Origin of the sequence: Bradyrhizobium sp. Ai1a-2, from assembly GCF_000426245.1 — a bacterium.
Lineage (GTDB): Bacteria > Pseudomonadota > Alphaproteobacteria > Rhizobiales > Xanthobacteraceae > Bradyrhizobium.
This window is the reverse complement of sequence record NZ_AUEZ01000027.1, coordinates 19,446-45,159: the sequence shown is the minus strand read 5'-3', so window position 1 is coordinate 45,159 and position 25,714 is coordinate 19,446. Positions and strand designations below refer to the sequence as shown.

At 63.5% G+C, this 25,714-nt stretch carries 23 protein-coding genes; 13 read left to right on the top strand and 10 right to left on the bottom strand.

The window, feature by feature from the left end; translation table 11 throughout:
• Window positions 1-240 precede the first annotated feature (240 nt).
• Window positions 241-2,676, bottom strand: a complete 2,436-nt coding sequence (gene gyrB / locus K288_RS0118470; RefSeq protein ID WP_027580899.1) for a DNA topoisomerase (ATP-hydrolyzing) subunit B — start codon at window positions 2,674-2,676, stop codon at window positions 241-243.
• Window positions 2,677-3,012: 336 nt separating this feature from the next.
• On the opposite strand from gyrB, the gene K288_RS0118465 reads away from it, so the two are divergent.
• On the top strand, window positions 3,013-4,896 hold the full coding sequence (locus K288_RS0118465; protein WP_027580898.1) for an acyltransferase family protein: 1,884 nt from the start codon (window positions 3,013-3,015) through the stop codon (window positions 4,894-4,896).
• An 8-nt stretch (window positions 4,897-4,904) separates the two neighbouring features.
• Here K288_RS0118465 and recF read toward each other — a convergent pair whose 3' ends face one another.
• The 4 genes from recF to rpsT all read right to left on the bottom strand — a co-directional run bounded on the left by recF (window position 4,905) and on the right by rpsT (window position 10,503).
• Window positions 4,905-6,044 carry a DNA replication/repair protein RecF gene (gene recF / locus K288_RS0118460; RefSeq protein WP_027580897.1) on the bottom strand — a complete coding sequence of 380 codons (1,140 nt, stop codon included), beginning with the start codon at window positions 6,042-6,044 and terminating at the stop codon, window positions 4,905-4,907.
• A 63-nt stretch (window positions 6,045-6,107) separates the two neighbouring features.
• Window positions 6,108-7,226, bottom strand: coding sequence for a DNA polymerase III subunit beta (dnaN, locus tag K288_RS0118455; protein ID WP_027580896.1), 1,119 nt, complete (start codon window positions 7,224-7,226; stop codon window positions 6,108-6,110).
• 369 nt (window positions 7,227-7,595) lie between these two features.
• Complete coding sequence (dnaA, locus tag K288_RS0118450; protein WP_027580895.1) at window positions 7,596-9,026, bottom strand: chromosomal replication initiator protein DnaA; 1,431 nt, start codon at window positions 9,024-9,026, stop codon at window positions 7,596-7,598.
• A 1,210-nt stretch (window positions 9,027-10,236) separates the two neighbouring features.
• Window positions 10,237-10,503, bottom strand: a complete 267-nt coding sequence (gene rpsT, locus K288_RS0118445) for a 30S ribosomal protein S20 (RefSeq protein WP_027580894.1) — start codon at window positions 10,501-10,503, stop codon at window positions 10,237-10,239.
• A gap of 357 nt (window positions 10,504-10,860) precedes the next feature.
• Here rpsT and K288_RS0118440 point away from each other — a divergent pair, with 357 nt between their 5' ends.
• The 3 genes from K288_RS0118440 (at window position 10,861) to K288_RS0118430 (ending at window position 12,954) form a co-directional block, all read left to right on the top strand.
• On the top strand, window positions 10,861-11,178 hold the full coding sequence (locus tag K288_RS0118440) for a hypothetical protein (protein WP_027580893.1): 318 nt from the start codon (window positions 10,861-10,863) through the stop codon (window positions 11,176-11,178).
• 131 nt (window positions 11,179-11,309) lie between these two features.
• Entirely contained in the window at window positions 11,310-11,966 is a 657-nt protein-coding gene (gene msrA, locus K288_RS0118435; protein ID WP_027580892.1) for a peptide-methionine (S)-S-oxide reductase MsrA, read from the top strand.
• 250 nt (window positions 11,967-12,216) lie between these two features.
• Window positions 12,217-12,954 (top strand): polysaccharide biosynthesis/export family protein, encoded by a 738-nt coding sequence (locus K288_RS0118430; RefSeq protein ID WP_027580891.1) that lies wholly within the window; start codon window positions 12,217-12,219, stop codon window positions 12,952-12,954.
• Window positions 12,955-13,022: 68 nt separating this feature from the next.
• Here K288_RS0118430 and K288_RS0118425 read toward each other — a convergent pair whose 3' ends face one another.
• Genes K288_RS0118425 through K288_RS0118415 form a run of 3 tightly spaced genes read right to left on the bottom strand, consistent with a single transcriptional unit; the run spans window position 13,023 to window position 14,885 of the window.
• Entirely contained in the window at window positions 13,023-13,694 is a 672-nt protein-coding gene (locus K288_RS0118425) for a dienelactone hydrolase family protein (protein ID WP_027580890.1), read from the bottom strand.
• Window positions 13,695-13,752: 58 nt separating this feature from the next.
• Window positions 13,753-14,103 (bottom strand): hypothetical protein, encoded by a 351-nt coding sequence (locus tag K288_RS0118420; protein ID WP_027580889.1) that lies wholly within the window; start codon window positions 14,101-14,103, stop codon window positions 13,753-13,755.
• Entirely contained in the window at window positions 14,100-14,885 is a 786-nt protein-coding gene (locus tag K288_RS0118415) for an alpha/beta fold hydrolase (RefSeq protein ID WP_027580888.1), read from the bottom strand. Before K288_RS0118415 ends, K288_RS0118420 begins: the two co-directional genes overlap by 4 nt.
• 415 nt (window positions 14,886-15,300) lie before the next feature.
• On the opposite strand from K288_RS0118415, the gene K288_RS0118410 reads away from it, so the two are divergent.
• The 3 genes from K288_RS0118410 to K288_RS0118400 all read left to right on the top strand — a co-directional run bounded on the left by K288_RS0118410 (window position 15,301) and on the right by K288_RS0118400 (window position 19,411).
• Complete coding sequence (locus K288_RS0118410) at window positions 15,301-15,792, top strand: (2Fe-2S)-binding protein (RefSeq protein ID WP_027580887.1); 492 nt, start codon at window positions 15,301-15,303, stop codon at window positions 15,790-15,792.
• Window positions 15,789-18,071 (top strand): molybdopterin cofactor-binding domain-containing protein, encoded by a 2,283-nt coding sequence (locus K288_RS0118405; RefSeq protein ID WP_027580886.1) that lies wholly within the window; start codon window positions 15,789-15,791, stop codon window positions 18,069-18,071. The genes K288_RS0118410 and K288_RS0118405 overlap by 4 nt, the downstream gene beginning before the upstream one ends.
• 242 nt (window positions 18,072-18,313) lie before the next feature.
• The gene (locus K288_RS0118400) at window positions 18,314-19,411 is read left to right on the top strand and encodes an HD domain-containing phosphohydrolase (protein ID WP_027580885.1); all 1,098 of its coding nucleotides are present in this window, start codon (window positions 18,314-18,316) and stop codon (window positions 19,409-19,411) included.
• 140 nt (window positions 19,412-19,551) lie between these two features.
• Here the strand turns inward: K288_RS0118400 and K288_RS0118395 are convergent, their stop codons facing one another.
• Together K288_RS0118395 and K288_RS0118390 are read right to left on the bottom strand one after the other, a co-directional pair.
• Window positions 19,552-21,132: an AMP-binding protein gene (locus K288_RS0118395; RefSeq protein ID WP_027580884.1), complete on the bottom strand. Its 1,581-nt coding sequence runs from the start codon at window positions 21,130-21,132 to the stop codon at window positions 19,552-19,554.
• A 188-nt stretch (window positions 21,133-21,320) separates the two neighbouring features.
• Window positions 21,321-21,740 carry a VOC family protein gene (locus tag K288_RS0118390; protein WP_027580883.1) on the bottom strand — a complete coding sequence of 140 codons (420 nt, stop codon included), beginning with the start codon at window positions 21,738-21,740 and terminating at the stop codon, window positions 21,321-21,323.
• Window positions 21,741-21,877: 137 nt separating this feature from the next.
• Between K288_RS0118390 and K288_RS0118385 the strand changes: the two genes are divergently transcribed.
• The 6 genes from K288_RS0118385 to K288_RS0118360 all read left to right on the top strand — a co-directional run bounded on the left by K288_RS0118385 (window position 21,878) and on the right by K288_RS0118360 (window position 25,692).
• Entirely contained in the window at window positions 21,878-22,855 is a 978-nt protein-coding gene (locus tag K288_RS0118385; protein WP_027580882.1) for a tripartite tricarboxylate transporter substrate binding protein, read from the top strand.
• 208 nt (window positions 22,856-23,063) lie between these two features.
• Window positions 23,064-23,333: a DUF3551 domain-containing protein gene (locus K288_RS0118380; RefSeq protein ID WP_027580881.1), complete on the top strand. Its 270-nt coding sequence runs from the start codon at window positions 23,064-23,066 to the stop codon at window positions 23,331-23,333.
• 299 nt (window positions 23,334-23,632) lie between these two features.
• Entirely contained in the window at window positions 23,633-24,079 is a 447-nt protein-coding gene (locus tag K288_RS0118375; RefSeq protein WP_027580880.1) for a metalloregulator ArsR/SmtB family transcription factor, read from the top strand.
• The gene (locus tag K288_RS0118370; RefSeq protein ID WP_152535576.1) at window positions 23,962-24,423 is read left to right on the top strand and encodes an SRPBCC domain-containing protein; all 462 of its coding nucleotides are present in this window, start codon (window positions 23,962-23,964) and stop codon (window positions 24,421-24,423) included. Before K288_RS0118375 ends, K288_RS0118370 begins: the two co-directional genes overlap by 118 nt.
• A gap of 18 nt (window positions 24,424-24,441) precedes the next feature.
• The gene (locus K288_RS0118365) at window positions 24,442-25,179 is read left to right on the top strand and encodes a DUF899 domain-containing protein (RefSeq protein ID WP_027580878.1); all 738 of its coding nucleotides are present in this window, start codon (window positions 24,442-24,444) and stop codon (window positions 25,177-25,179) included.
• A gap of 153 nt (window positions 25,180-25,332) precedes the next feature.
• Window positions 25,333-25,692 carry a DUF1428 domain-containing protein gene (locus K288_RS0118360; RefSeq protein WP_027580877.1) on the top strand — a complete coding sequence of 120 codons (360 nt, stop codon included), beginning with the start codon at window positions 25,333-25,335 and terminating at the stop codon, window positions 25,690-25,692.
• Window positions 25,693-25,714: the final 22 nt, after the last annotated feature.

Genomic DNA, 25,714 nt, shown 5'->3' with positions numbered 1-25,714 from the left:
GTCGTGATCGGGATCGAAAGTATTGGTATTCCGCTTCCGCGCGAGACGATGCTGATCCTCGCTGCGATGTACGCAGCTAAAAATCCGGATTCGAACATCTGGCTCATTGTAGCGGCGACCGCGGCCGGCGCCATTCTCGGCGACTACTGGATCGGCAACCGGTTCGGCTATCCGCTTCTACGGCGGCTCGGGTCCAGCTTATGCCTTCCAGAGTCCAGATTATGCGTTACCCGACACGCGTCAGATGTCGATGGTGGCGCTGAGCGAGTTTTCCTGGATGAAGTCGCGGCGTGGTTCGACCACGTCGCCCATCAGCTTGGTGAAGATGTCGTCGGCCTCGTCGACCTCCTTGACCTTCACCTGCAGAAGCGAGCGCGCTTCGGTATCCAGCGTCGTCTCCCAGAGCTGCTCCGGGTTCATCTCGCCGAGGCCTTTGTAGCGCTGCAGGGACAGGCCCTTGCGGGCCGCATCCGTTACAGCGTCGAACAGCCCGACGGGGCCGTGGATCGTCTGCTCGGCGTCCTTGCGGCGCAGCTTGCCCGCCCGCGCATAGAGGTCCTGCAGCTTCGGCGCGTATTCGTCGAGCTTGCGCGCATCCGCCGAGCCGAGGAATGCGTCGTCGATGATCGCGACGTCCTTGACCCCGCGTACGGTGCGCTCGAACTGGAAGCCCTGGCCTTCGACGAAGTGGCCGATCCAGCCGCGCTCGACTTCTTCAGCCACCGCGTCCAGCCGTTTGGCGATGTAGTCGGCCGCCTCATTGGCCGCGTTGATATCACGAGTGATCTTCGGACTCAGGACGCCCGCAATCGCGGCCTGTTCGATCACGGCGCGATTATAGCGGCTGTGCAGGTTGCGCAGCACGGCGCGAATGACGCGGGCGTCGTCGATCAGGGAGCGCAGGTCGCGGCCCGAGCGTTCCTCGCCGGTTCCAGGCGTGAACACGCAATCGTCGAGCCCCGCCTCGATCAGGTAGTCTTCCAGCGCACGCTCGTCCTTCAGATACTGCTCGGACTTGCCGCGCGTCACCTTATAGAGCGGCGGCTGCGCGATATAGAGATAGCCGCCGTCAATGATGTCGCGCATCTGGCGATAGAAGAAGGTCAGGAGCAGCGTGCGGATATGGGCGCCGTCGACGTCGGCGTCCGTCATCACGATGATCTTGTGATAGCGCAGCTTGTCGATCGAGAAGTCGTCGCTGATGCCGGTGCCGAGCGCGGTGATCAGCGTGCCGATCTGCTCGCTGGACAGCATCTTGTCGGGGCGGACGCGCTCGACATTGAGGATCTTGCCGCGCAGCGGCAGCACCGCCTGGAACTCGCGGTTGCGGCCCTGCTTGGCGCTGCCGCCTGCCGAGTCGCCCTCGACGATGAACAGTTCCGACTTGGCGGGATCCTTCTCCTGGCAATCGGCCAGCTTTCCCGGCAGCGAGGATATCGCGAGCGGATTCTTGCGGGTCAACTCGCGTGCCTTGCGCGCGGCCTCGCGGGCTGCCGCGGCCTGGATCACCTTGCCGACGATGACTTTCGCCTCGCTCGGATGCTCCTCGAACCAGGCGGCCAGCGCCTCGTTGATGACGTTCTCGACAACGGGACGCACTTCCGAGGACACCAGCTTGTCCTTGGTCTGCGACGAGAACTTCGGATCCGGCACTTTCACCGAGAGCACGGCCGTGAGGCCCTCGCGGCAGTCGTCGCCGGTCAGCGTGATCTTTTCCTTTTTCGCATTGGTCTCGGCATAGCCGTTGACCTGGCGCGTCAGCGCGCCGCGGAAGCCGGCCAGATGGGTGCCGCCGTCGCGCTGCGGGATGTTGTTGGTGAAGCACAGCACGTTCTCGTGGTAGCTGTCGTTCCACCACAGTGCGGCTTCGACCCCGATGCCGTTCATCTCCGAACGGACCATGATCGGGTTGGCGACGATCGCCTTCTTGTTGCGGTCGAGATATTTGACGAATTCCTCGACGCCGCCGACGTAGTGCATCGCCTCGCGCTTCTCGACCGCATGGCGCATGTCCGAGAGCACGATGTTGACGCCGGAGTTGAGGAAGGCAAGCTCGCGCAAGCGATGCTCGAGCGTCGCGAAATCATATTCGATGTTCTTGAAGGTCTCGGTAGAAGCGAGGAAGGTGACCTCGGTGCCGCGCTTGCCGTTGGCGTCGCCGACCACGCTCAGCGGAGCGACGGAATCGCCGTGGGCGAATTCCACATAGTGCTCCTTGTCGTCGCGCCAGACGCGGAGCTTCAACGAGCTCGACAGCGCGTTGACGACGGAAACGCCGACGCCATGCAGGCCGCCGGAAACCTTGTAGGAGTTCTGGTCGAATTTCCCGCCGGCGTGCAGCTGGGTCATGATGACCTCGGCCGCGGAGATGCCTTCGCCCTTGTGGATGCCGACCGGGATACCGCGGCCGTCGTCGCGCACGGTGACCGAATTGTCGGGATTGAGCACGACTTCGACACGCGTCGCATAGCCTGCGAGCGCTTCGTCGATGGCGTTGTCGACGACCTCATAGACCATGTGATGCAGGCCGGAACCGTCATCGGTGTCGCCGATATACATGCCCGGCCGCTTGCGCACGGCATCGAGGCCCTTCAGGACCCGGATCGATTCCGCACCATATTCCACGGGAATGGGATGCTGGCTTTCGGCAGGGGCCTGCCGGGCTGGTTCTGTCATGTGAAGCCTTCGAGGAATGTCCCGAATCAGCGGCGCAATGTCAGGCGCTGATTACACTATTTGTGCCACGAAAGATGCATCGCGACTAGCGCAAAGTCTGTCTCCGCAAGCTGTTGAATAAATAGTATTTTTCTGCCCTGTTTCAAGGCGTTTCAAGCTCGTTTCCGGGAGCTCGAAAAAGCGCGATTCGAGGCTGTTTTCGAGCGCATGAGAGTCCCGATTTGGGTCGTGCGGCGGGCGCCCTCTGGCGGCGCTTGGCGGACCTGCTACAGAGGGCATCGAAGCCGCCTGAGTTCGCGCCGACTGCTTGTTCCGCGATATCCGGATTATCCGCCCTTGTCCCTGCCTTCCCAGCTCTATCGGCCCGATATCGATGGCCTCCGCGCCATCGCCGTGATGCTGGTGCTGATCTTCCACGCCTTTCCTGAGGCCGCACCGGGCGGGTTCGTCGGTGTTGATGTCTTCTTTGTGATTTCCGGCTTCCTGATCACCGGTATCGTCGCGCGTGAACTCGACGAAGAGCGCTTCAGTCTGGCCGGCTTCTATGCCAGGCGCATCAGGCGGATTTTTCCGGCATTGATCGTCGTGCTCGCTGTCGTGCTGGTCGCGGGCTGGCTAGTCATGCTGCCGTCTGCCTATGCGCAACTGGGCAGCGACGTCTTCGCCAGCGCCGCGTTCCTCGCCAACATCGCGCTGTTGCTGCAGTCAGGCTATTTCGACGTCGAATCGGCGAAAAAGCCGCTGCTGCATCTGTGGTCGCTCGGCATCGAGGAACAGTTCTATCTGTTCTGGCCGCTGCTGCTGATGCTGGCCGTGCGGCTGCGGCTGAAACTGTTCTGGATCGCCGCGATCCTCGGCGTCGCGTCCTTCGCCCTCAATCTCCTGCTGATCGGCGCGAATCCGGTCGCGACCTTTTATCTGCCGTTCACGCGGGCCTTCGAATTGCTCGCAGGCGCCTTGCTGGCGCTGGGCTGGAACCAAACCGGTAAGCCGAACGCAGCGAGCGATTGGCGTGCGTTCGCGGGATTCACGCTGATCGCACTCGCGGTTGGCCTGTTCGACAGCCACAGCCCGTTTCCGGGTTGGCGCGCGGCGCTGCCGGTTGCCGGATCTGCGCTGCTGCTATCTGCGCCCACAGCCTGGCTCTGCCGCGGCGTGCTCGCCAGCCGGCCGATGGTATGGGTCGGGCTGATCAGCTATCCGCTCTATCTCTGGCACTGGCCGCTGCTGGTGTTCTTCGCGCAGATCAAGTTCAGCCCGCTGACGCTGCTCGAGCGCGGCCTGATCCTGTTGCTCAGCTTGCTGCTGGCCTGGGTGACCTACCGCTACATTGAGAAGCCGTTGCGTTTCGGCTGGCCGCAGCCGCGCAAGCTGGTTGCGCTCGGCGCCAGCATGGTGCTCGTCGCCGCGCTGGGCGGCGCCGTGGTTTGGGGGCGTGGCTACGATTTCCGCCTGCCGCCGGAAATCCGCGCCATGGCCGGTGTGTCGACACAGTCAGCGCAATGGCGGTTCCACCAATGCCTGCTCGATCTCAGCCGCGAAACATCGTTCGCCGATGATTGCGTCGATCGCGACCGCCGTCCGCTGGTCGTGATCTGGGGCGACTCAACGGCGGGCGCGCTGTTGCCCGGCTTGCGGAAGGCGCAGGAGACGAAGAATTTCGGCATCGCGCAGTTCACCTCGGCGTCGTGCGTTCCTGTCCTGAATGTCGATGTACCCGGCACGCCCAACTGCCGCGCCATGAATGGCAAGGTGTTCTCACGGATACGCGATGCCAGGCCCGACATCGTGCTGATGCACGGCACCTGGGATCGATATCCGGACAAGATCGCCGAGACCGCCGCCGCGCTGAAGCGCGAGACCGGGGCCCGCGTCGTCGTGCTCGGCGCGGTGCCGACCTGGCGGCGCGGGTTGCCGAACGAAGTGCTGCGCTATTTCCTGCTCTATCACGGCCTGATACCGGCGCGATGGAGCGGCGGCGTGACGAGCGGATGGTTCGACGCGGTGATGCGCGACAAGCTTGCGCCTGCCGGTGCGGAATTCGTTTCCGCCTGGGACGTGCTGTGCAATGGCGACGGCTGCCTGACCCGGATCGGCGACAGCGCCGGCGACATCACCGCAAGCGACGGCATTCACCTCACCGAGAAAGGCTCGACCTATCTGGTCGACGCGGTGATCGAGCGCGTGCTCGATGAGCGCAAAGCCGGTCATTCTCGATAGATACCCCTTCAGCCGCGGCGGCTGATGCGGCCTGCCTCGACGTCGAAGACCTCGCCATTCGCTCCGATATCGACAAACGCGGCGGGATCGGCGCCGGTCATCCAGACCTGCGCGCCGAGCTTTGCCAGTTCGTCGAACAGCGCCTTGCGCCTGCCAGGATCGAGATGCGCCACGACTTCGTCGAGCAGCAGCAGCGGCACGATGCCGGTCATCTCGGCGACCAGCGTCGCATGCGCCAGCACCAGCCCGATCAGGAGCGCCTTCTGCTCGCCGGTGGAGGCGTCGCGCGCCGGCATGTTCTTCGGTGCGTAGACGACCTGCAGGTCGGTCAGATGCGGGCCGTCGAGCGTGCGCCCGGCCGCGGCATCCCGCGCGCGGCCGAGGCGCAGGATCTCGCGATAGCGGTCTTCGACGGCCGTTGCGGGCTCGCTGAGCAGCGCGTTCTCCATCCAGCCGTCGAGCGCGATCTCGGCCGACGGAAACGCCGAGCCCTGCGCGCGCTCACGCAGCATCGCCGACAGTCTTGCGGCGGTCTGGCCGCGCGTCGCCGCGACCGCGACCGCAAGCTCCGCGGTCTCGCGTTCGATCGCGCCACACCAATGGTCGTCATAGTTGCGCACTTCCAGGAGCCGGTTGCGCGAGCGCAAGGAACGCTCCAGCGCCGAGACACGGCTGGAATGTTCGGAGTCGATGGCAAGCACGAGCCGGTCGAAGAACCGCCGCCGTTCGGAAGCCGCGCCCATGAACAAGCCGTCCATCGCAGGCGTCAGCCACACCATGCGCAGATGGTCGCCGAAAGCCGCAGCCGAACCGACCGGCTCGCGGTCGATGCGGCAGCGCCGGCTGACGCTCTCGCTCCCTTGCGCGGGCGCCTCGATCCCGGTGCCGAGCGTCGAAAGCCCGAGCGCGCCCTCGACCTCGGCGGAGACGGCCCAGGAACCGTCGCCCTGGTTGTCGGCGACATCCTCCAGCGTCGCGCGGCGCAGGCCGCGTCCCGGCGCCAGAAACGAGATCGCTTCGAGGCAATTGGTCTTGCCGGCGCCGTTCGGCCCGACCAGCACCACCACATCACCGCGCGTCGAGACGCTCGCCGCCCGATAATTGCGGAAATGCGTCAGCGACAGCCGATGGATGCGCGAAGGGGTCATAGGGCTCGTCCTTCCCCTCTCGCACAAGGGGAGAGGGTGAGTTCGCGCTTGGCTCGTGCGGCATCACACCCGCATTGGCATCAGGACGTAGAGCGCGCTTTTGTTGTCCTTGTCCTGCACCAGCGTCGGCGAGCCGGGATCGGCGAGTTTCAGGACTGCGACCTCGCCCTCGATCTGGGCGGCGATGTCGAGCAGATACCGCGAGTTGAAGCCGATATCGAGCGCGTCGGAGGTGTATTCGACCTCCAGTTCCTCGGTGGCGCTGCCGGAATCCGGATTCGTCACCGACAGCACGAGCTTGCCCGATGACAGCGACAGCTTGACCGCGCGGCCGCGCTCGCTGGAGATGGTCGAGACGCGATCGACGGCGGCTTCAAAATCCTTCTTGTCGACCACCAGTTCCTTGTCGTTGTTCTGCGGGATCACGCGGCCGTAATCGGGGAAGGTGCCGTCGATCAATTTCGAGGTCAGCACCACATTGCCGAGGGTGAAGCGGATCTTGCCCTGCGAGAGCTCGAGGGTGATTTCCGCCTCGGTATCCTCGATCAGCCGCTGCACTTCGCCGACGGTCTTGCGCGGCACGATCACGCCGGGCATGCCGGCGGCGCCCTTCGGCTGCACCAGGTCGACCTGCGCCAGGCGGTGGCCGTCGGTCGCGACGCCGCGGAGCGTCGCCTGTTTGGCGCTGCCGGCCGAATGCAGATAGATGCCGTTGAGGTAATAGCGTGTCTCCTCGGTCGAGATCGCAAACTGGGTGCGGTCGATCAGGCGCTTCAGGTCGGCGGCGGGAAGCGCGAAGGAATGCGTCATGTCACCGGCGGCCAGATCGGGGAAATCGCTCTCCGGCAGCGTCTGCAGGGTGAAGCGCGAGCGGCCGGCGCGGATCGCCAGCACCGAGCGGTCGCCATCCGCTTCCAGCACGATCTGGGCGCCGTCGGGCAGCTTGCGGACGATGTCGTAGAACATGTGCGCGGGCACCGTGGTCGAGCCGGCGGTGGCGGTTTCCGCGGCCAGCGTCTCCGTTACCTCGAGATCGAGGTCGGTCGCCTTCAGCGAGAGTTTGGCATTTTCGGCGCGGACCAGCACATTGCCGAGGATCGGGATGGTGTTGCGGCGTTCGACCACGCGATGCACGTGGCCGAGCGATTTCAGGAGTTGCGCGCGCTCGACGGTGACCTTCATTGCAATACCCGCCAGATCCCTGAGTTGAGCCTGGTCTGTCCGAAAACCGGTAACCTACCGTGCTCTGAGATGGAAAAGCCGGGGCGGCCATGGGCGCGCCGCGGCGTTTGATGCCCGAAAGCCGGGTCAATCCTGGGATTTGACCAAACCGTCGGGGGGACCGCAAGGTGGCGCGGATAGCGCGCAAGCGCAAGGGAGCGGGGCGTCGTTCCCCACGTTTTCAGGCATTAAAGGCCGTTCCCGCCCCGGCTAGAGCATGATCCGGAAAAGTGGAAACCGGTTTTCCGAAAAGATCATGCTCAAACAAAAGGATGGGACCATGATCCGATTTCGTGGGATCGGATCATGGTCCGGGCGGGAGAGAAGAATTCATTCCTGCAATTGGCGTTTCAGGGATTCGACCTCTTCGGAAAGCGAGGTGTCCCTGGCGACCAGCGCCTCGATCTTGCGCACGGCATGCAGCACCGTGGTGTGGTCGCGCCCGCCGAAGCGGCGACCGATCTCGGGCAGCGAGCGGAGCGTCAGCGTCTTGGCCAGGTACATCGCGACCTGGCGCGGGCGCACCACGTTCGCCGTCCGGCGCGAGGACAAGAGATCCGACCGGCTGACATTATACTGCCGGGCGACCACGCGCTGGATGTCCTCGATCTTGATGCGCTTCGGCTCCTGCGGACGGATCAGATCTCGCACCTCGCGCTCGGCCATTTCCAGCGTCACCGGCTGGTTGTTCAGCTTGCTGTGCGCGAGCAGGCGATTGATCGCGCCCTCGAGGTCGCGGCCGTTATGGGTGATGGTGCGCGACAGATAGTCCAGCACCTCGTCCGGCACGTCGAAGCTGGCGTGATGGACGCGGGCAGCGGCGACGCGCGATTTGAGGATGCCGAGGCGCAGCTCTTCGCCGAGCGATGCCATCTCCACCACGAGCCCGCCGGCGAGCCGCGAGCGCACGCGGTCGTCGAGGCTTTCCAGGTCGGACGGCGGACGATCGGCCGCGATCACGACCTGGCGACCGGCATCGATCAGCGCATTCAGCGTGTGACAGAACTCGGCCTGGGTCGATTTGCCCTGCAGGAATTGCAGGTCGTCGATCACAAGCACGTCGATACCGCGCAACGCTTCCTTGAACGCCAGCGCCGTCTGCGTCTTCAGCGCCGCGACGAAGCCGTACATGAATTTTTCCGCGGTGAGATAGAGCACCTTGCGCTCGCCGCCGGAGTTGCCGGCCCAGGTTACCGCCTGCAGAAGATGGGTTTTGCCGAGTCCCACGCCGGCATGGATGTAGAGCGGGTTGAACATCACGGGATCGCCGCGACGGCCTTCCGCAACCTGGCGCGCCGCGGCATGCGCGAGCGTGTTGGAGCGACCGACGACGAAGCTTGCAAATGTCAGCCGCGGATCGAGCGGTGAGCCGCCGAGCGCATCGTGGCTCGCGGATACCGGCGCGGTTGCGGTCGAACGCAGTTCGACAGGGGGCCGTCCTTCCGGACGCTCGACGCGGCGCGTTTCTGCCTGCGCGGGAACTTCCTTCGCTGTGGGCAAAGGCCGCACTGCGGAGCGCACGGTGAGATCGATGCGGTGTACTTCCGGCATCTCGGCCTGCCAGCACGAAAGCACGCGATCGGCGTAGTGCGCCTGGATCCAGCTCTTCAGGAACCGGGTCGGAACCGACAGGCGGACGCTTTCGTTCTGCACGTCCTCGAGGTCCATGCGCGCAAACCAGCTCGTATAGACATCCTCGCCAACGCTCGTCCGCAACCGTCCCTTTACCCGTGACCAGCGATCCTGTTCCGTGTTTGTCATTGCCTGAAGACTTTTCTCAAGAGTAGTGCCGTTGTTTGTGAAAGCGCCGTGCATGTTTCTTGCCACGACGCGACCTTCAGCGAGACGTTCTGCTCCGGACACACCTCACCCGTTCGGCGAAACCGCCGCAGGGCAGATCATGTGCTGGAACAGACGTGCGCTCGCGAGGTCAGCGCGTACTCGACGGTGTGTCCGGAGTTCGCGTGGGGCTGTCTGCGGAAGTGCAATCCAAGGGGTCGAATACGGACTCGTCTGAAATGCGCAATTCGAATGCTGCGATGGTTCCGTAAATCATACTGCCTCCCCCTCTCGCCGCGATTACGCGCGGCGAGCAATCCGCTCACAAGTGGTCCAAATTCAGTGTGCCGCGACCGAACATCGAAATGCTCAGTGCTGCGCCGCCGCGTAGTTCAGTCGTCAACCCGTTCAGGGGCTCCGCGTTCCCCGCTGCTTAAGGGCACGGCCGTTGCGTGTCTCCCCAGTTTGCCTCTCTCGCAGCACGGATGCTTTGATCGAGAAATCCAGACACAGAACAGCCGTTCTCATATTGCTATGAGCTGCCAACTCAGCTTCGCTTGGAAAGCGTCGCTAACGCGCACACCGCCGCCGATTTGCACGTCCGCCCGTGGGTCTAAAATCGCACTGATCTTAAGAGCCGTGGGCACCGCGAACGCATAAACAAATACACCAAGCGCGATTTCTGACAATCCGTTGTTTGTCGCCGGCGGAGTGAGTCTTCGCGGGTGTTGCGACCTTGCAATCGCGAAACCCAAAAGCAAGTTTTTGAATCACCGCGTAGATTCGGGCGTGTCACAAACCGCGGTGTAACGGAAAAAAAAGTTCATAAAATATTTACGTAGCATCTCGGCGGCGCCAATTTTCAAACAAGTTGGCTTCGCTATGTGGGTAAGTGATTAGCGAGACGAAGTTTTTCGCGATTGCTTTTGGAGGGTAACCCTTCGCGGCTTTTTCGCCGGGGAAGTGCTTAGTGCTATTCCATTTATGTTGCGCATGCGGTGCGCATTTAATTGGGTTGTTGCATATCCAGCGCACAGAGAACCGCAGCCCGGTAAACCACGGACGCACCGAATGCGACATGCGCGCTGTCGTGCAGCAGCGAGTCAATTCGAAAACGCAATCGTTCGAGTTGCACAAAAGAAAAAGGCCCGGCGAAAAGCCGGGCCTTTGATGAAAATGTTCTTCCGTCAGTTCACTTCGCCAGCTTGGCGATCTGATGCGTCAGGCGCGAGACTTTTCGGCTTGCAGTATTGCGGTGAACGATGTTGCGCTGGGCGGCCTTCATCAGTTCGGGCTCGGCGTGCACCATCGCCTTCAGCGCGGCCTCGCGATCGCCGCGCTTGATCGCTTCTTCGACCGAGCGAACGGCGCCACGCATCTGGGTGCGGCGCGACTTGTTGATGATGGTGCGGCGGGCAATCTTGCGGGTCGCCTTCTTGGCGGAAGTGGTGTTGGCCATGGTCTCAATTGTCCTTCGGCGTTGGTCGCTCTGTTGGTCGGGCTCGAGCGCGCCGGCCGTTGAAATCGCGTGATCTACTCTGCTGTGTTGTCGAGATGCGTTCTTGAGGGAGCCGTGCCCAGCAGCAAAAGTCCTGGCAGCCGCCCGTCCAAAGAACAGCGGCGGCAGGATTGCGCCCGCCGCCATTGCGCCGTCTTATAGAGGGGCCGGCTCCCAGCGTCAACGTTTTCCACCCCGCTCGGGAGGCCGGAATCCGGCAGAAAATGGCCGCCAAGCTGCTGAACAGGTTGAATTTCCGTCCTCCCTGCCGTTAATGGGCCTTGGCGCGCGTGGGGCGGTCAGGGACTAGGGTGAGGCATGATCCGCGGGTTTTTTCGGCTAATCGGCCTGCTGCTGCTCGCCGGCGGATTCGTTTTCATGGTTTATGACGGCGCCCGCTTCGTCGCCGATCAGACCCTGCGCTTCACCCGCTTCGGCCAGTTCTGGAACGACATCCACCAGTCCAGCCAGGCCGCATTCCGTGCCTGGATCGAGCGCACTGCGCCTTTCCTCTGGGACAGCGTCATCAAGGTTATCCTCGATCAGCCGGTTTTCGTCGTGCTTGGCGTCGCCGGCATCCTGCTGATGATCCTGTTCCGGCCGCGCAAACCGCTGATCGGGTACGCGCGGGACTGATTGGAACTTTGCTCCTTGGGGTTGTGGGCGCGTAACAGGGCTGCCAGATCCAGCGTAAATACCTATATTGAGGGCCAAGCCGGCCGAAGCCGCTCTCGGTTTCAGGCCGACGCCCCGCCTGGAGGTAATCCATGTTGTTCATGCGCAAGACCACCGCGTTGCCGAGTGCAGCCGAAGCGCTGCCGGGACGCGCCACGCCGATCCCGACCGCGACCACCCACTTCGTCAATGGCAGCAAGCTGCCGCCGCCTTATCCTGAAGGCCTGGAGCAGGCGGTGTTCGGGCTCGGCTGTTTCTGGGGCGCCGAGCGCAAATTCTGGGAACTCGGCGATGGCATCTACACGACCGCCGTTGGCTATGCCGGCGGCTACACGCCGAATCCGACCTATGAGGAGGTCTGCTCGGGCCGCACCGGCCACACCGAAGCGGTGCTGGTCGTGTTCGATCCCAAGAAGATCTCCTACGAGCAGCTCCTGAAGACGTTCTGGGAAAATCATAACCCGACGCAGGGCATGCGTCAGGGCAACGATGTCGGCACCCAATACCGCTCCGCGATCTACACCTTCAACGACGCGCAGCGGAAGGCCGCGGAGTCCTCGAAGGCCGCCTATCAGAAAGCGCTTTCGGCCAAGGGCGTCGGTACGATCACGACCGAGATCGCGCCGGCGGCCGAGTTCTATTTCGCGGAAGACTATCATCAGCAATATCTCGCCAAGAATCCGGCGGGCTATTGCGGCCTTGGCGGCACTGGCGTGTCGTGCCCGATCGGGGTCGGCGTCACCGCCTGACACTTGCTCCACCTCTCCCCAGCGGGGAGAGGTCGGATCGCATGCGATGCGATCCGGGTGAGGGGGCGAGGTGCCGGTGAGAGACCGTAACCCCTCACCCGCGCTTCGCGCGACCTCTCCCGACGGGAGAGGTGAGGCGCGCCTCCGTCTTCCCGATAGCGTGCGGGGAGAGGGAGTTCTCTCGAACAACCAACCATTTGTTAACCATAACCGGTGCAAGACTAGGCTGTCGCTTTTGGGGATGGCCACGGTGCCGGTTGCACGCGCGTTTCGATTGCCGATCACTGCCGTCATGACTGCACTCGTGCTCTCGGGTTGCATGCGCACGAGCGGACCGGTTGCGGTTGCGCCGGCGGATCTCGACTCCATGGCCTATGGCGCGCCCGCCACGCCCGCTGCGGTCGCTGACAGTACTGGCGGTGCGGTCGGCGCGCTTCGCTCCGCTTTTGCGTCCTCACCCCGTGCGGCGTACGCAGCGGCGCCCGGGGCCGGGGTCTATGGAGCACCGGTCCAACCAGTCCGCTACGACTCGGCCTATCATCTCGATGCCGGCGACCGGCTGCGTGTCGTGGTCTACGGCCAGGAAGGTCTCACCAACACCTATGCGATCGATGCTGCGGGCTCGATCACCATGCCGCTGATCGGGCAGGTGCCCGCGCGCGGCAGGACGACATCAGGGCTCGCAGGCGAGATCGCGGCAAAGCTGCGCACCGGCTACATCCGCGAGCCTTCGGTCGCCGTCGAGATCGAGGCCTATCGGCCGTTCTTCATCCTTGGTGAAGTCGCTGCGCCCGGACAATATCCGTACGTGCCCAACATGACCGTCGAAAGCGCCGTGGCGATTGCGGGCGGCTTCTCGCCGCGCGCCAAGCGCGACATGGTGACTCTGACGCATACCGATGCTGGCGGCGCGGGGCGCTACACTGTGCCGCTCGGCACGCCGATGAGTCCTGGCGACACGGTGTTCGTCGGCGAGCGGTGGTTCTGACGAAGTACAACGGAACTTCGTCATTTCCGGGTTCGCGCGATCGCGCGCCCCGGAATGACACCCTCGCGTCACTTCAAATGCTTCGCGAAAAACGCCAGGCTGCGCGGCCAGGCGGTGTCGGCGCTGGCCTTGTCGTAGCTTGCCCGTTCGTCGCAATGAAAGCCGTGCTGCGCGCCGGGATAGATGTGAACCTCGACCTCAGGCCGCTTGGCCTTGATGGTCTCGACATCGGTCAAGGGGATACCAGTGTCCTTCTCGCCGAAGTGCAGCTGCGTCGGCACTGTCGGCCTGTCGTCGGCAAAGCGGACGATGGCGCCGCCGTAATAGCCGACGGCCGCCTTCAGGCCGGTCAGCTTGGTCGCCGCGGCATAGGCGACGCTGCCGCCGAGGCAGAAGCCGACGATGCCGACCGGGCCGACATCCTTCACGGCGTCAATGGCAGCCTGGGTGTCGCGCAGTATCGCGGCCCAATCCGGATTGGCGACGAATTTGCGCGCGACCGCGATTTCCTCAGGCGAGTAGCCGCTCTGGAAATTCGGCTCGCTGCGGTCGAAGATCGAGGGCGCGATCGCGACATAGCCTTCCTGCGCGAGGCGGTCGCAGACCGAGCGGATGTGGTGATTGACGCCAAAAATCTCCTGGATCACCACGATCGCGCCCTTCGGCGCGCTGGCGGGGTCCGCACGGTAGCCGCCGAGTTTGAAACCGTCCGAAGCCGTCAGCGTGATATCTTTTCCCATGGGTCATCCTTCTCGTTTGAGGGTTGCAATTCGGGTTAGCGAAAAGAGTGGTGGCTGATTACCGCCACATCCAGTTCTGGCCCCAATCGGCTTTCCAGCCGGCGAGCCGTCCTTTGCGGAACTGCAGAAACAGCCGGTCGTTGTGCGGGAACAGGCCGCTGCCGCCGAGATCGCGGAAGGTGAGATAGATCTCGTTGCCGGGACGTCCGCTGACATAGGTGAGGGGCGTGCCGAGCGCGCGCGACGTTTCTTCCACATCCATCCCGAACACCAGAGGCGCAATGTTCGACAGTGTCGTCACGAAGTAGGATGGCGCAGGAGCAGGACCGCCAAATGGCGGCAGGTGCTGCGCGCAGGCCGGTTCCGCGGCAGCAGCGAGCACAAGCAGTGTCGCGGCGAGCGTCTTCATGATGCAGCCTTTGCTGCCTTCGCCTCGAAGTCATCGAGGAACGGCAGCACCGCCTCGATGAAGGCCTGCGGCTGGTCGATATTAACGGCGTGGCCCGCGGCCGGGATCACGACCTTCCGCGCGCCGGGAATCTTGGCCGCCATATAGTCGGAGGCGGCGAGGAACGGCGCGTCGTCGGCGCCGACCACGATCAGCGACGGCACCTTGATATCGGGCAGCAACTCGATCACGCGCGCGTCGCGCTGCGTCAGCATGCCGCGCGCGGCTAGCGCGAGACCCGAGGCATCGCGGTGCGTCACCGTCGAGCGCTCGCGGCTGAGCGACTTCAAGAGATCGAGGCCTTCGCGCTCGAACTTCTCTGCGGTGTCGTACGCGCGCTTGTTCCAGGCGTCGCGGGCGTCGTCCTTCTTGAAGCCGGGTCCGGTGTCGATGATCAAGAGCGCGCGCACCCGCTCCGGGTGGGCGCGATAGAACGCAAGCGACATATAGCCGCCGAGCGAGAGCCCGCCGACGATCGCCTTCTCCGCGCCCACCGCATCGAGCAGCGCGGCCATGTCGGCCACCGTCAGGGCTTCGCTGTAGGCCGCGGGATCGCTGGGATAGTCGGACTGGCCGTGGCCGCGCATGTCCCACAGCACCAGCCTGTGCCGCTTCGACAGCGCCGCAACCTGGCCCTGCCACATCGCCGAGGTCGATGAATAGCCGTGGGTCAGGAGCAGGGGCGGCCCGTCGCCGTGGACCTCGTAATAAATATCGACCCCATCTCGCTTGATTTTCGGCATGCGTTTCCCCGATCGGATTTCAGAGCGTTTTCAAGCGAAGTGGACACCGGTTCGCGTGAAGAAAACGCGTTAAAGCAAGAATCTAGAGCTTCGGTTCTGATCCAATCAGAACCGATAGGCTCTAGGCAGCGATGCTGCGCAATCATCCTAGCCCGATCCGTTCGCGGGTGGGAAATGCGGAAATGGAAGGTGATGCCGGCGCCATTGCGATCGCTCTGACAACGCCGCGACACAATCATTCCGCAACGCACAAGCGAAATTCCGTTCGCTTCGAGCGTTTCCAAACTGGATTGCCTCCAATCCGGTTCCGGATCATGCTTGCGCGCTGCCGGCATCGACCCGGTGGGTGCCGGCCCGATACCCAACAAGTGAGTTGCCGCCGTAAGCGGCATCCAACACCGGAAGGGGAAACGCGATGCCTAACCTCACGATCAATGGACGGAATATGTCCGTCGAGGCGGCCGGCGATACGCCGCTTTTATGGGTCATCCGCGAGCAATTGCAGATGACCGGGACGAAGTTCGGCTGCGGCGCAGGTCTCTGCGGCGCATGCACCATCCACCTCAACGGCGAAGCCGTGCGCTCCTGCCAGACCTCGGTCACCGAGGCCGTCGGCAAGAAGATCACCACCATCGAAGGCCTCTCCGCCAAGGGAGATCATCCGCTGCAGAAGGCGTGGATCGTCGAGCAGGTGCCGCAATGCGGCTACTGCCAGTCCGGCCAGATCATGCAGGCGGCAGCACTCCTCTCGAGGAACTCCAACCCGACCCGCGACGAAGTGGTCGCGCATATGGACGGCAATCTCTGCCGCTGCATGACCTATTCGCGCATCCAGAAGGCGATCATGCGTGCCGCATCCGAAATGCGCACTGCATCCAACGCCGGAACCGAGCGGAGGCCCACATGAACAGCCATGTGAAGATCACCTCGCGCGGACCCGCGGATCTCAGCCGCCGTTCGTTCCTGGTCGGCTCCGCGGCAACCGGCCTCGTGCTCGGCTATGCTGCCGTTCCCGGCCTCGACCAGGCATTTGCCGCGCCGTCCAACTTCGAGCCCAGCACCTGGTATTCGATCGCGCCCGACGGCATCGTGACCGTCACCTGCGGCAAGGCGGACATGGGCCAGCACATCGCCTCCACGATGGCGCAGATGGTCGCCGAAGAGCTCGGCGCGAACTGGAAGGACATGCGGGTCCAGCTTGCCTCGAACGATCCGAAGTTCAATGACCCTGTGCTCGGGGCGCAGATCACCGGCGGCAGCTGGTCGACGATGATGAACTTTGACGCGATGAGCCGTGCCGGCGCAGCGGGGCGGATCGCGTTGACCGACGCCGCGGCGGCCGCGATGGGCGTGCCTGCGGCTGAACTCGTGGTGCGCGATTCCGTGATCTCGCATCCGAAGTCGAAGAAGTCGATGAGCTTTGCCGACATCGTCAAGAGCGGCAAGGCGACCAAGACCTTCACGCCGGACGAACTGAAGGCGATCAAGCTGAAGACCCCGGATCAGTACACCCTGATCGGCGTCTCGGTGCCGCAGCTCGACATCCCCTCGAAGACCAACGGCACGGCGAAATACGGCATCGACGTCATGCTGCCGGGCATGGTCTATGGCCGCGTGGTGACGCCGCCGGTGCGCTTCGGCGCCACCGTGAAATCGGTCGACGATAGTGCGGCGAAGAAGGTGCCGGGCTTCATCAAGACGGTGGTGCTGGACGACAAGACCGGCAGCACGTCCGGCTGGGTGGTGGCGGTCGCCAACAACTATGCCTCCGCCAAGAAGGCCGCGGACGCGCTCAACATCGCCTACGACAACGGCCCGAACGCGAAGCTTTCGAGCGAGTCGCTGCTGAGCGAAGCAAAGAGGCTGCAGGCGCTCGACGACTCCGGCCAGTTCTTCGTCAAGGACGGCGATACGGCGGCGGCGTTCGGCACGGCGACGAAGGTGATGGAGGCGGAATACACCACCAACATCAACATCCATGCGCCGCTCGAGCCGATGAACGCCGCGGCCGAATTCAAGGGCGACATCCTGCACATCTATTCCGGCAACCAGTTCGCGACGCGCACCGGCCAGATCGCGGCGGGGGCGGCCGGGATCGATCCCAAATATGTCGTGATGCACCAGATGTGGCTGGGCGGCGGCTTCGGCCGGCGGCTCGACGCCGACATGATGATCCCCGCAGTGCAGGCGGCCAAGGCCGTCGGCAAGCCGGTCAAGATCATCTATTCGCGCGAAAACGACATGACGATGGACTACTCGCGGCCGCTGACCTACCAGAAGGTCAAGGCGGGCCTCGATGCCGACGGCAAGCTGATCGCGCTCAACCACGACGTGGTCTCGGCCTGGCCGACCGCCCGTTGGGGAATCCCCGATTTCCTGACGCCGTCGGTCGACAAGAAGGGCCCGCTCGATTCCTTCACGGTGAACGGCGCGGACTTCTTCTACACCGTGCCCAACCACCAGGTGCGGGCGATCAAGAACGAGATGGCACACAACGCCACGCCATCCGGCCAGTTGCGGTCGGTGGCGCCGGGCTGGACCTTCTGGGCGGTCGAAAGCATGATCGACGAGATCGCTCATGCGTCCGGCAAGGATCCGGCGCTGTTCCGCATCGAGCTGCTCGACGGCAAAGGCAAGAACGACGGTGGCGCGCAACGCCTGCGCAACACCCTGCTCGCAGCGATGGGCCTCGCCGGCTATGGCACCGGCAAATTGCCGAAAGGCGAGGGCATGGGCGTGGCCTGTGTCTCGTCGCAGGAGCGCGCCAGCGCAAGCTGGACCGCCTGCGTCGCGCATGTCGCGGTGGCGCCATCGGGCGAGGTCAAGGTGAAGAAACTGACAGTGGCCACCGATGTCGGCATGCAGGTGCATCCCGACAACATCCGTGCCCAGGTCGAGGGCGCGGCACTGTGGGGCCTTTCGCTCGCCATGTACGAGAAGGCGACGCTGAAGGACGGCGGTATCGAGCAGACCAATTTCGATACCTACACGCCCTTGCGGATGAGCCAGATGCCGGAGGTGGCGGTCAACGTCATCGCCAATGGCGACAAGCCGACCGGCGTCGGCGAGCCCGCGGTCACGGTGATCGCGCCCGCGCTCGGCAACGCCATCTTCAACGCCTGCGGCGCCCGGCTTCGCGCGCTGCCGATCACCGCGGAAGCGGTGAAGGCCGGGATGAAGGCGTAAGGCGTTCACGCGATAGCAGCGATCCGCCGGAGACTTTCTCCGGCGGATTTTTTGTTGCCATAAGCCGTCATTGCGAGGAGCCACCGGATTGCTTCGCTCCGCTCGCAATGACGAGTCCAGCGCAATCGTTAAACTCTTACGTTTTCCGCTAGAGCGCTGTTGATCATGCCTATTAAGCCGCAGGGAACCCCTTCTCGGCTAGCTTGGCTTGTCGATCGTCATTGCGAACGCCCAGGAATTTCATGACAGCGTTAGCCAACAAGACTTCGTCCAGACGCCGCCTTTTGCTGGCGTCGGACCGAGGCGACCAAAGCAGCGAACTGGCCAGGATATTGAGATCGGTCGGCGAGGTCGACACCATCTCGACTGCCGAGCTTCCAGAGAAGCCCGCGGATGATCTTTCGGGCATTGTGGTCGACATCAACCTGCGCTCGCCCGAGAGCGTGCAGCTCGTCCGCAACAAGCTCCGGACGGAAGCCTACCGCGAAATGCCACGGCTGTTTGTGCTGCAGGATGCATTGCACCACGCGACCATGCAGGCCTGGGCGCTCGGGGCCACCGATACGATCTCGCGTCCGTTCGACGCGGCCGGGCTGCTGCAGCGCATCCGCGCCGCGTTTCCGGACGGCGACGGCTACGATGAAACGGATCGCGGCAAGGTGCTGAACCGCGGCGTCGAGGCGGCGCACGCGGTGATGGTCAAGATCTTCGAAAAGCTGCCGGCCGGCGTGCCCCTGCGATTCAGCGATATCGTCACCGCCGAGCACAAGATCCTGAAGGCGATCAAGCACTCATCCTTGCGCGAATGGCTCACCATGGTCGGCTGCCATCATACCGACACCTATCGCCATTGCCTGTTCGTCACCGGCTTTTCGGTGGCATTCGCGCAGCACCTCGGCATGCGCGAGGACGACCAGCGCCGCCTTGCCCGCGCCGCGCTGCTGCACGATGTCGGCAAGGCGTTCATCCCGACTTCCCTCCTGGACAAGCCGACCGAGCTGACGGCGGAAGAGATGGCCGAGATGCGCGAGCATCCGCGGCGCGGCTACGAGGCGCTCGTGGCCCAGGGCGGCTTTCCGCCTGAAATGCTCGATGTGGTGCTGCACCATCATGAGATGCTGGACGGCTCCGGCTATCCGAATGGCCTTCACGGCAACCAGATCAGCGACATCGTGCGGCTCACCACCATCGTCGACATCTACGCCGCACTGGTGGAGAAGCGCGCCTACCGGCTGCAGTTCACCCACGCCAAGGCGTTCGCGATGATGGAAGAGATGGGCGTCAAGCTCGATCAGCAATTGCTGCAGGCGTTCCGTCCGGTCGCCTTCGGGCATTATTGATTTCGGTTCGCTCCGCCGTCATTGCGAGGAGCGTAGCGACGAAGCAATCCATAGCTCCGCAAGCGGCACTATGGATTGCTTTGCTTCGCTCGCAATGACGTGGAGAGGCGTTGCCCTCGGAATGACACGCTAGCCACGGGTCACTCCAGTATCTTGCGCAATTCGGCCTTCGCGACCTTCTCCAGCGTCGAGCGCGGCATGTCGTCGACGAAGCGGATTTCGCGCGGCACCTTGAAGTCTGCCAGCGCGCTGCGGCAGGCGGCCATGACATTGTCGTGCAAGTCGGCGGGCGCGCGGTCGACGCCGCCCTGCGGGATCACGAAGACAACCGGTACCTCCTCGAGCATGGGGTGCTTCTTTGCAACCACCGCCGCCTCGCGCACGCCGGGGACCACCGCGATCACCTGTTCGATCTCGGAGGCCGCGACGTTCTCGCCGCCGACCTTGAGCATGTCCTTGGCCCGGTCGCCGAACTTGACGAAGCCGTGTTCGAGCAGCGTGACGCGGTCGCCGGTCAGGAAATAGCCGTGCTCGTCGAAGCTTTCGCGGGTGGCCTTTTCGTTGTGCAGATATTCCTTGAACAGCGACAATCCGGGAATGCCCTTGATCGAGAGATTGCCGGTGCCGCCGACTTCCGTCGCCGAGCCGTCATCATTGGTGACGCGGATCGAGTATTCGCTCGCCGCGCGCCCGATCGACATCGGCGTGTTCGGCTGGTCGACCTCGCCGATGATGCCGTGAGTGATGGTCTCCGTCATGCCCCACCAGCCGATGGTCTTGACGCCGAATACAGCAAACGGCGGCGGCTCACACACCGCCGTGCCCCAAAGCCGGAACTTGTGGTTGTCTGGGATCTCGTGCTCCAGCAGCGCCTTCATGCAGAACGGAATGGTCGAGGTCCAGGTGCAGCCGTGCTCCAGCGCGACGCTCCAGAACCGGCTTGCGGAAAAGCGCGGCTGGATCACGCAGGAGGCGCCGACCCAGAGCGTCGCCAGCATCGAATAGGCCAGCGCATTGGTGTGGAACAGCGGCAGGTAGATCTGATGCACGTCGTCGGCATGCAGGTCCTCGTGCGCGGCATTGACCTTGGCGCCCCACAGCGCATTGGCATGGGTCCACAACACCGCCTTCGGGCGCGACGTGGTGCCGGACGTGTACTGCACGCTGCAGGGAGCGAGCGGATCGGTGGCGCGGCGCGGCCGGTCGGCGCTGTCGGCGAACAGCGCTTCGAAACTGTCGCCGCGCGGCACGGCCTGTGCCGGCGCGGCCCCGGCGTTATGCGAGATCACGGCGATCCAGCGCAGGTCGCGGCAATTGGCCGCGACCAGTTCGGCATAGGCCGGCTGCGTGATCGCGGCGACCGCGCCGCAATGGCCGGCGAAATATTCCATCTCGGCGGCGGCCGAGCGCGTGTTGGTGGTGACCGCGATCGCGCCAAGCTCGACGCAGGCGAACCAGGCCAGCATCGCCTCGATGCAATTGTCGAGATGGATCAGCACATATTCGCCGGGCCTGATGCCGCGCTTTGCAAACCCCGCGGCCAGCGCGCCGACGCGTTCGTGGAATTCGCCATAGGTCCATTTTCGCGCCGGCGCCTCGAACGGCCCCCAGATCAGGAACGGGTGATTGCGCCGGACCTCGGCGCGCATCCGAAGCAGCCATGGCACGTCGAGGCCTGCGAATGGTCCCACGATACCCGGTGCTGCCTGTGAATCTGTCATGCTTCCTCCCGTGCAGCTTTGCTGGCTGCTCATTGCTTTTTTTGCTCTGGGAAGCATTTGTGCCACCGGATCTCGCGGTGGGCAAATATTAGGGGCAGAGGCCTTCTACGTCATTGCGAGCCGAGCGAAGCAATCCATTTCGCCGCTTGCTGAGGCATGGATTGCTTAACTCCGCTCGCAATGACGGATTAGGAGGCGCCATCCTCATACGACGAAATCTCGATCAGGCTGCCGTCGGGATCGCGGCAATAGACCGAGCGCAGCATGCCGCGCGCGCCGTGCTTGGCCGACGGCCCTTCCTCGACCTTGACGCCGTTGGCGTTGAGATGCGCGACCACTTCATCGGGCGTGCTGGAGGTGAGGAAGCAGAGATCCTCGCTGCCGGGCGTCTCGTGGTCGGCCGTGAACCACTCGATCTTGGAGGCATCGCGCGGCCGCACATTGATCTTCTGGTTTCCAAACACCAGCGAGGTCCGCGGCGCCTTGCCCTCGCCCGGATCGAACACCTTGACCTCCATGCCGAGGATCCTGCCGTACCATTCGGTGGAGCGCGCCACGTCGGACACGTTGATCACGAGATGGTCGAGCGCGTTCACCTTGACGGCCATGGCCTCATCCTTTCGTCGCGGTCCGGCGCGCAGGATGCGCGCTGGCTGTCCGATGCGTAGTTTGTTACAACGCACGCCGTCATCAGTTCAATAGAAACGGACCGGAGTGTGAATCCGGCCATATCGGAGGAAACTTCATGATTTCACGCCGTACCGCGCTTGGTCTGATCGGTTCCGGGATTTCGACATTTGCGATCGGCCGCGCTTCGGCAGCGGGGGTGGACTATCCGACACGGCCGGTCCGCTGGATCGTCGGCTATCCGCCGGGCGGCGCCACCGATATCCTCGCGCGCCTGATCGGGCAGCGGCTGTCGGAAAGGCTCGGACAGCAATTCGTGATCGAGAACAAGCCCGGCGCCGGCAACAATATCGCCACGGAGGCCGCGATCAACGCCGAGCCTGACGGCTACGCCGTGCTGCTGGTCAATCCCGCGAACTACATCAACGCCACGCTGTATGCGAATCTGAAGTTCAATTTCGTTCGCGACATCGCGCCGGTCGCCTCGTTCCAGCGGGTGCCGAACGTGATGACCGTCAACAAGGACGTTCCGGCCAAGAACGTCGCCGAGTTCATCGAATATGTGAAGGCGAATCCCGGCAAGGTGAACATGGCCTCATCCGGCAATGGCACCTCGGTGCATCTCTCCGGCGAGATGTTCATGGCGATGAGCGGGGCCAAGATGCAGCACGTGCCCTATCGCGGTGCGGCACCGGCCATCACCGATCTGCTTGCCGGTCAAGTGCATGTGATCTTCGACAACATGCCCTCGATCATCCAGCATATCCGCTCCGGCTCGCTGCGGGCGCTCGGCGTCACCACGGCGGACCGTTCGCCGCAGCTGCCCGATGTGCAGGCCATCAGCGAGACCGTGAAGGGCTACGAGGCGAGCGCCTTGTTCGGCATGGGCGCGCCAAAGAACACACCGAAGGAGATCATCACCAAGCTCAACAGCGAGATCAACTTGGTGATGGCCGAGCCGGCGATGAAGACACGTTTGGTTGAACTCGGCGGCGAGCCGCGCATCCAGACGCCGGAAGCATTCGGTGCGGAGATCGTCGCCGAGACCGAAAAGTGGAAGAAAGTGGTCGAGGGCGCCGGGCTGAAGGTGGAATAGGACGCAAGCGCGCATCATCCAGAACCTTCCTGCGGCAATCGCGTTCTGAACCCGTGAGGCCGGCCACGCGACTACGCAGATGTGGGCATGATCCGGAAAAGGGAAACCGGTTTTCCGAAGAGATCATGCTCAAGCAAAGAGAGGAGATCATGATCCGACCTAATCGGATCATGATTTCGGCCAGCTTGGCCCAGGAAGGAGAACGACGATGCGCAAACTCATGTTGGCAATGCTGGCCGTGACGGCCGTCGGAGCGGGTGTCACCGCCGGCTCCGCTCCCGCCGCGGCCTATGATTATCCCTGGTGCGCCCAGGGCCGGGGTTTCGGAATTCCAGGCGACTGCTCGTATCAAACCTATGCGCAATGCATGGCGAGCGCGTCCGGCCGCAATCTCTATTGCAACATCAATCCACGCGTAGCTTTCGGTCAGGCGCCGCGCCGCGGTCGCGCGCACAGGGACTACTATTATTACAACTGAGCTTGCGGACGGCGCGCTTCGCGCCGTGCGCCTTCGCGGTGCGAGTTGGTGTGCCCTCTCCCCTTGTGGGAGAGGGCTGCGACGCCGCCAGCAACGGACCCCGCTAGGGTGAGGGGTTGTCTCCACAATCACCATCACCCGCGGAGAGAACCCCTCATCCGTCGCGCATTTCATGCGCGCCACCTTCTCCCACAAAGTGAGAAGGGAAGGGCGCAGGTCGCCTCTGCCTTCTAATTTTCATGAATGTTCCCGCGATATGAGCCATTGACTCGTGATGGATCGGGTCTATACTAAACCATATGGTTAAGTATCCCGACGAGACGCTGGACCGCACCTTCGCGGCGCTTTCCGATCCCACCCGCCGCGCGCTGCTCGCGCGGCTTGGCGAGAAGGAAAGCCTGTCGGTGAGCGAACTGGCGCAGCCATTTCAGATGTCGTTGCCCGCGATCATGAAGCATCTCGACGTATTGTCGGATGCCAGCTTGATCACGCGGGAGAAGACCGGCCGCACGGTGGCGTGCCGGCTGACCGCGCGACCGATGGAGCAGGCGATGGATTGGCTCAATCGCTACGCACGCTTCTGGTCCGACAATTTCGATCGCCTTGCCGCCTTCGTGGAGGAAGACCCATGGCCATCAGCAGCGCCAAGCCCGGCCCCGCCGCCCGCCCCGGCCTCACCCTCACGCGCCGCTTCCGCGCGCGGCCGGAAAAGATCTACGCCGCGTGGACCGAACCGGAAAACCTAGTGCAATGGTTCGGGCCGGCGAATGTGAAGCCGGGCTCGGCGCGGGCTGAGCTCGATGTCAGCGCCGGCGGGCGCTACCGGATCAGTTTCACCGGCAACGACGGCGAATACCACCAGGTCGGCGGCGTCTATCGCGAGGTCGTGCCGAACGAGCGATTGGTGTTCACCTGGGCCTGGCATTCGACGCCCGAGCGCGAGTCGCTGGTGACGGTATCGCTCCGGCCCGATGGCGCCGGCACGCTGTTGACCTTCAACCACGAACAGTTCTTCGACGAGACCGCGCGCGACAATCATGAGCGCGGATGGACGGAGCTGTTCACCAAGCTGGAAAATTTCGTCGCCTGAACGTCAAAGGAGAGTGCCATGCAGCCGCACAAGATCGTGTCACGCGAGGAGTGGATCGAAGCCCGCAAGGTCCATATGGCGCACGAAAAGGAGCTCACCCGTGCCCGCGAGGCGCTCAGCGCGGAGCGGCGGGCATTGCCCTGGGTCAAGATCGACAAGGCCTACCTGTTCGACGGCCCGAACGGCAAGGTGCCGTTCGCCGACCTGTTCAAGGGCAAGCCGCAACTCGTGGTGCAGCACTTCATGTTCGGGCCCGATTGGGATGAGGGCTGCAAGAGCTGCTCGTTCTGGGCCGACGGATATGAGCGCTTGATCCCGCATCTGGCGGCGCGCGACACCACGCTGGTGGCGATCTCGCGTGCGCCATTCGAGAAGCTGGAAGCGTTCAGGAAACGGATGGGCTGGACGTTCGACTGGCTGTCCTCTGCGAATTGCGACTTCAACCACGACTTCGCAGTGTCGTTCACGCCGGAGGAGCTGAAGTCGGGCGCCCGGATCTACAATTTCGGCACGTCCGGTTTCGGCGTCGAGGAGGCGCCGGGCATCAGCGTGTTCTATCGCGACGAGGCCGGCGACACCTTCCACACCTATTCGTGCTTTGCCCGCGGTCTCGACATGATGAACGCGGCATACCATTACCTCGATCTCACGCCGCTCGGCCGTCACGAAGAGGGCCTGCCCTATCCGATGGACTGGGTGCGGCACCGTGACCAATACCAGCCGACGCCGGTTCAGGCATCCTGTTGCCATAACTGACGCACCACAGACCGTCATTGCGAGTCACCGGGGCGGCGCTAGCGTTGCCCGACGACAGGCTCCGAGAAGCAATCCACGCCAGCGCAAGCGGGTACATGTATTGCTTTGTCGCTTCGCGCCTCGCAATGACGGGAACAACAACAGGAACCGCCCATGCCCTATGTCGATGGCTTCATCGTCGCCGTCCCGAAGAAGAATCTTGCCGCCTATGCCCAGATGTCGCGGAAAGCCGGCAAGGTTTGGCGCGAACATGGAGCGCTGGACTATCGCGAATGGGTCGCCGAGGACGTCAAGCCCGGCAAGCTCACCTCGTTCCCGCAGAGCGTCAAGCTGAAACCCGGCGAAACCGTCGTGTTCGCCTGGATCACCTACAAATCGCGCGCCCAGCGCGACAAGATCAACGCCAAGGTGATGGGGGACGAGCGTCTCAAATCCATGATGAACGGGAAGTCGGCCCCCTTCGACGCCAAGCGCATGATCTATGGCGGATTTGCGAGCCTGGTGAAGGTCTAGCGGCACCGGGGCTACACAAACT

What these genes read in the sequence shown, in the direction of transcription:
- dnaA (WP_027580895.1), bottom strand. Translation starts at nt 9,026, where the DNA reads ATGACAAACACGGAACAGGATCGCTGGTCACGGGTAAAGGGACGGTTG.
- K288_RS0118400 (WP_027580885.1), top strand. Translation starts at nt 18,314, where the DNA reads ATGACAGCGTTAGCCAACAAGACTTCGTCCAGACGCCGCCTTTTGCTG.
- K288_RS0118420 (WP_027580889.1), bottom strand. Translation starts at nt 14,103, where the DNA reads ATGAAGACGCTCGCCGCGACACTGCTTGTGCTCGCTGCTGCCGCGGAA.
- K288_RS0118415 (WP_027580888.1), bottom strand. Translation starts at nt 14,885, where the DNA reads ATGCCGAAAATCAAGCGAGATGGGGTCGATATTTATTACGAGGTCCAC.
- K288_RS0118440 (WP_027580893.1), top strand. Translation starts at nt 10,861, where the DNA reads ATGATCCGCGGGTTTTTTCGGCTAATCGGCCTGCTGCTGCTCGCCGGC.
- K288_RS0118360 (WP_027580877.1), top strand. Translation starts at nt 25,333, where the DNA reads ATGCCCTATGTCGATGGCTTCATCGTCGCCGTCCCGAAGAAGAATCTT.
- K288_RS0118405 (WP_027580886.1), top strand. Translation starts at nt 15,789, where the DNA reads ATGAACAGCCATGTGAAGATCACCTCGCGCGGACCCGCGGATCTCAGC.
- dnaN (WP_027580896.1), bottom strand. Translation starts at nt 7,226, where the DNA reads ATGAAGGTCACCGTCGAGCGCGCGCAACTCCTGAAATCGCTCGGCCAC.
- K288_RS0118380 (WP_027580881.1), top strand. Translation starts at nt 23,064, where the DNA reads ATGCGCAAACTCATGTTGGCAATGCTGGCCGTGACGGCCGTCGGAGCG.
- rpsT (WP_027580894.1), bottom strand. Translation starts at nt 10,503, where the DNA reads ATGGCCAACACCACTTCCGCCAAGAAGGCGACCCGCAAGATTGCCCGC.
- K288_RS0118370 (WP_152535576.1), top strand. Translation starts at nt 23,962, where the DNA reads ATGGCCATCAGCAGCGCCAAGCCCGGCCCCGCCGCCCGCCCCGGCCTC.
- K288_RS0118410 (WP_027580887.1), top strand. Translation starts at nt 15,301, where the DNA reads ATGCCTAACCTCACGATCAATGGACGGAATATGTCCGTCGAGGCGGCC.
- K288_RS0118425 (WP_027580890.1), bottom strand. Translation starts at nt 13,694, where the DNA reads ATGGGAAAAGATATCACGCTGACGGCTTCGGACGGTTTCAAACTCGGC.
- gyrB (WP_027580899.1), bottom strand. Translation starts at nt 2,676, where the DNA reads ATGACAGAACCAGCCCGGCAGGCCCCTGCCGAAAGCCAGCATCCCATT.
- recF (WP_027580897.1), bottom strand. Translation starts at nt 6,044, where the DNA reads ATGACCCCTTCGCGCATCCATCGGCTGTCGCTGACGCATTTCCGCAAT.
- K288_RS0118395 (WP_027580884.1), bottom strand. Translation starts at nt 21,132, where the DNA reads ATGACAGATTCACAGGCAGCACCGGGTATCGTGGGACCATTCGCAGGC.
- K288_RS0118385 (WP_027580882.1), top strand. Translation starts at nt 21,878, where the DNA reads ATGATTTCACGCCGTACCGCGCTTGGTCTGATCGGTTCCGGGATTTCG.
- K288_RS0118375 (WP_027580880.1), top strand. Translation starts at nt 23,633, where the DNA reads ATGGTTAAGTATCCCGACGAGACGCTGGACCGCACCTTCGCGGCGCTT.
- msrA (WP_027580892.1), top strand. Translation starts at nt 11,310, where the DNA reads ATGTTGTTCATGCGCAAGACCACCGCGTTGCCGAGTGCAGCCGAAGCG.
- K288_RS0118390 (WP_027580883.1), bottom strand. Translation starts at nt 21,740, where the DNA reads ATGGCCGTCAAGGTGAACGCGCTCGACCATCTCGTGATCAACGTGTCC.
- K288_RS0118365 (WP_027580878.1), top strand. Translation starts at nt 24,442, where the DNA reads ATGCAGCCGCACAAGATCGTGTCACGCGAGGAGTGGATCGAAGCCCGC.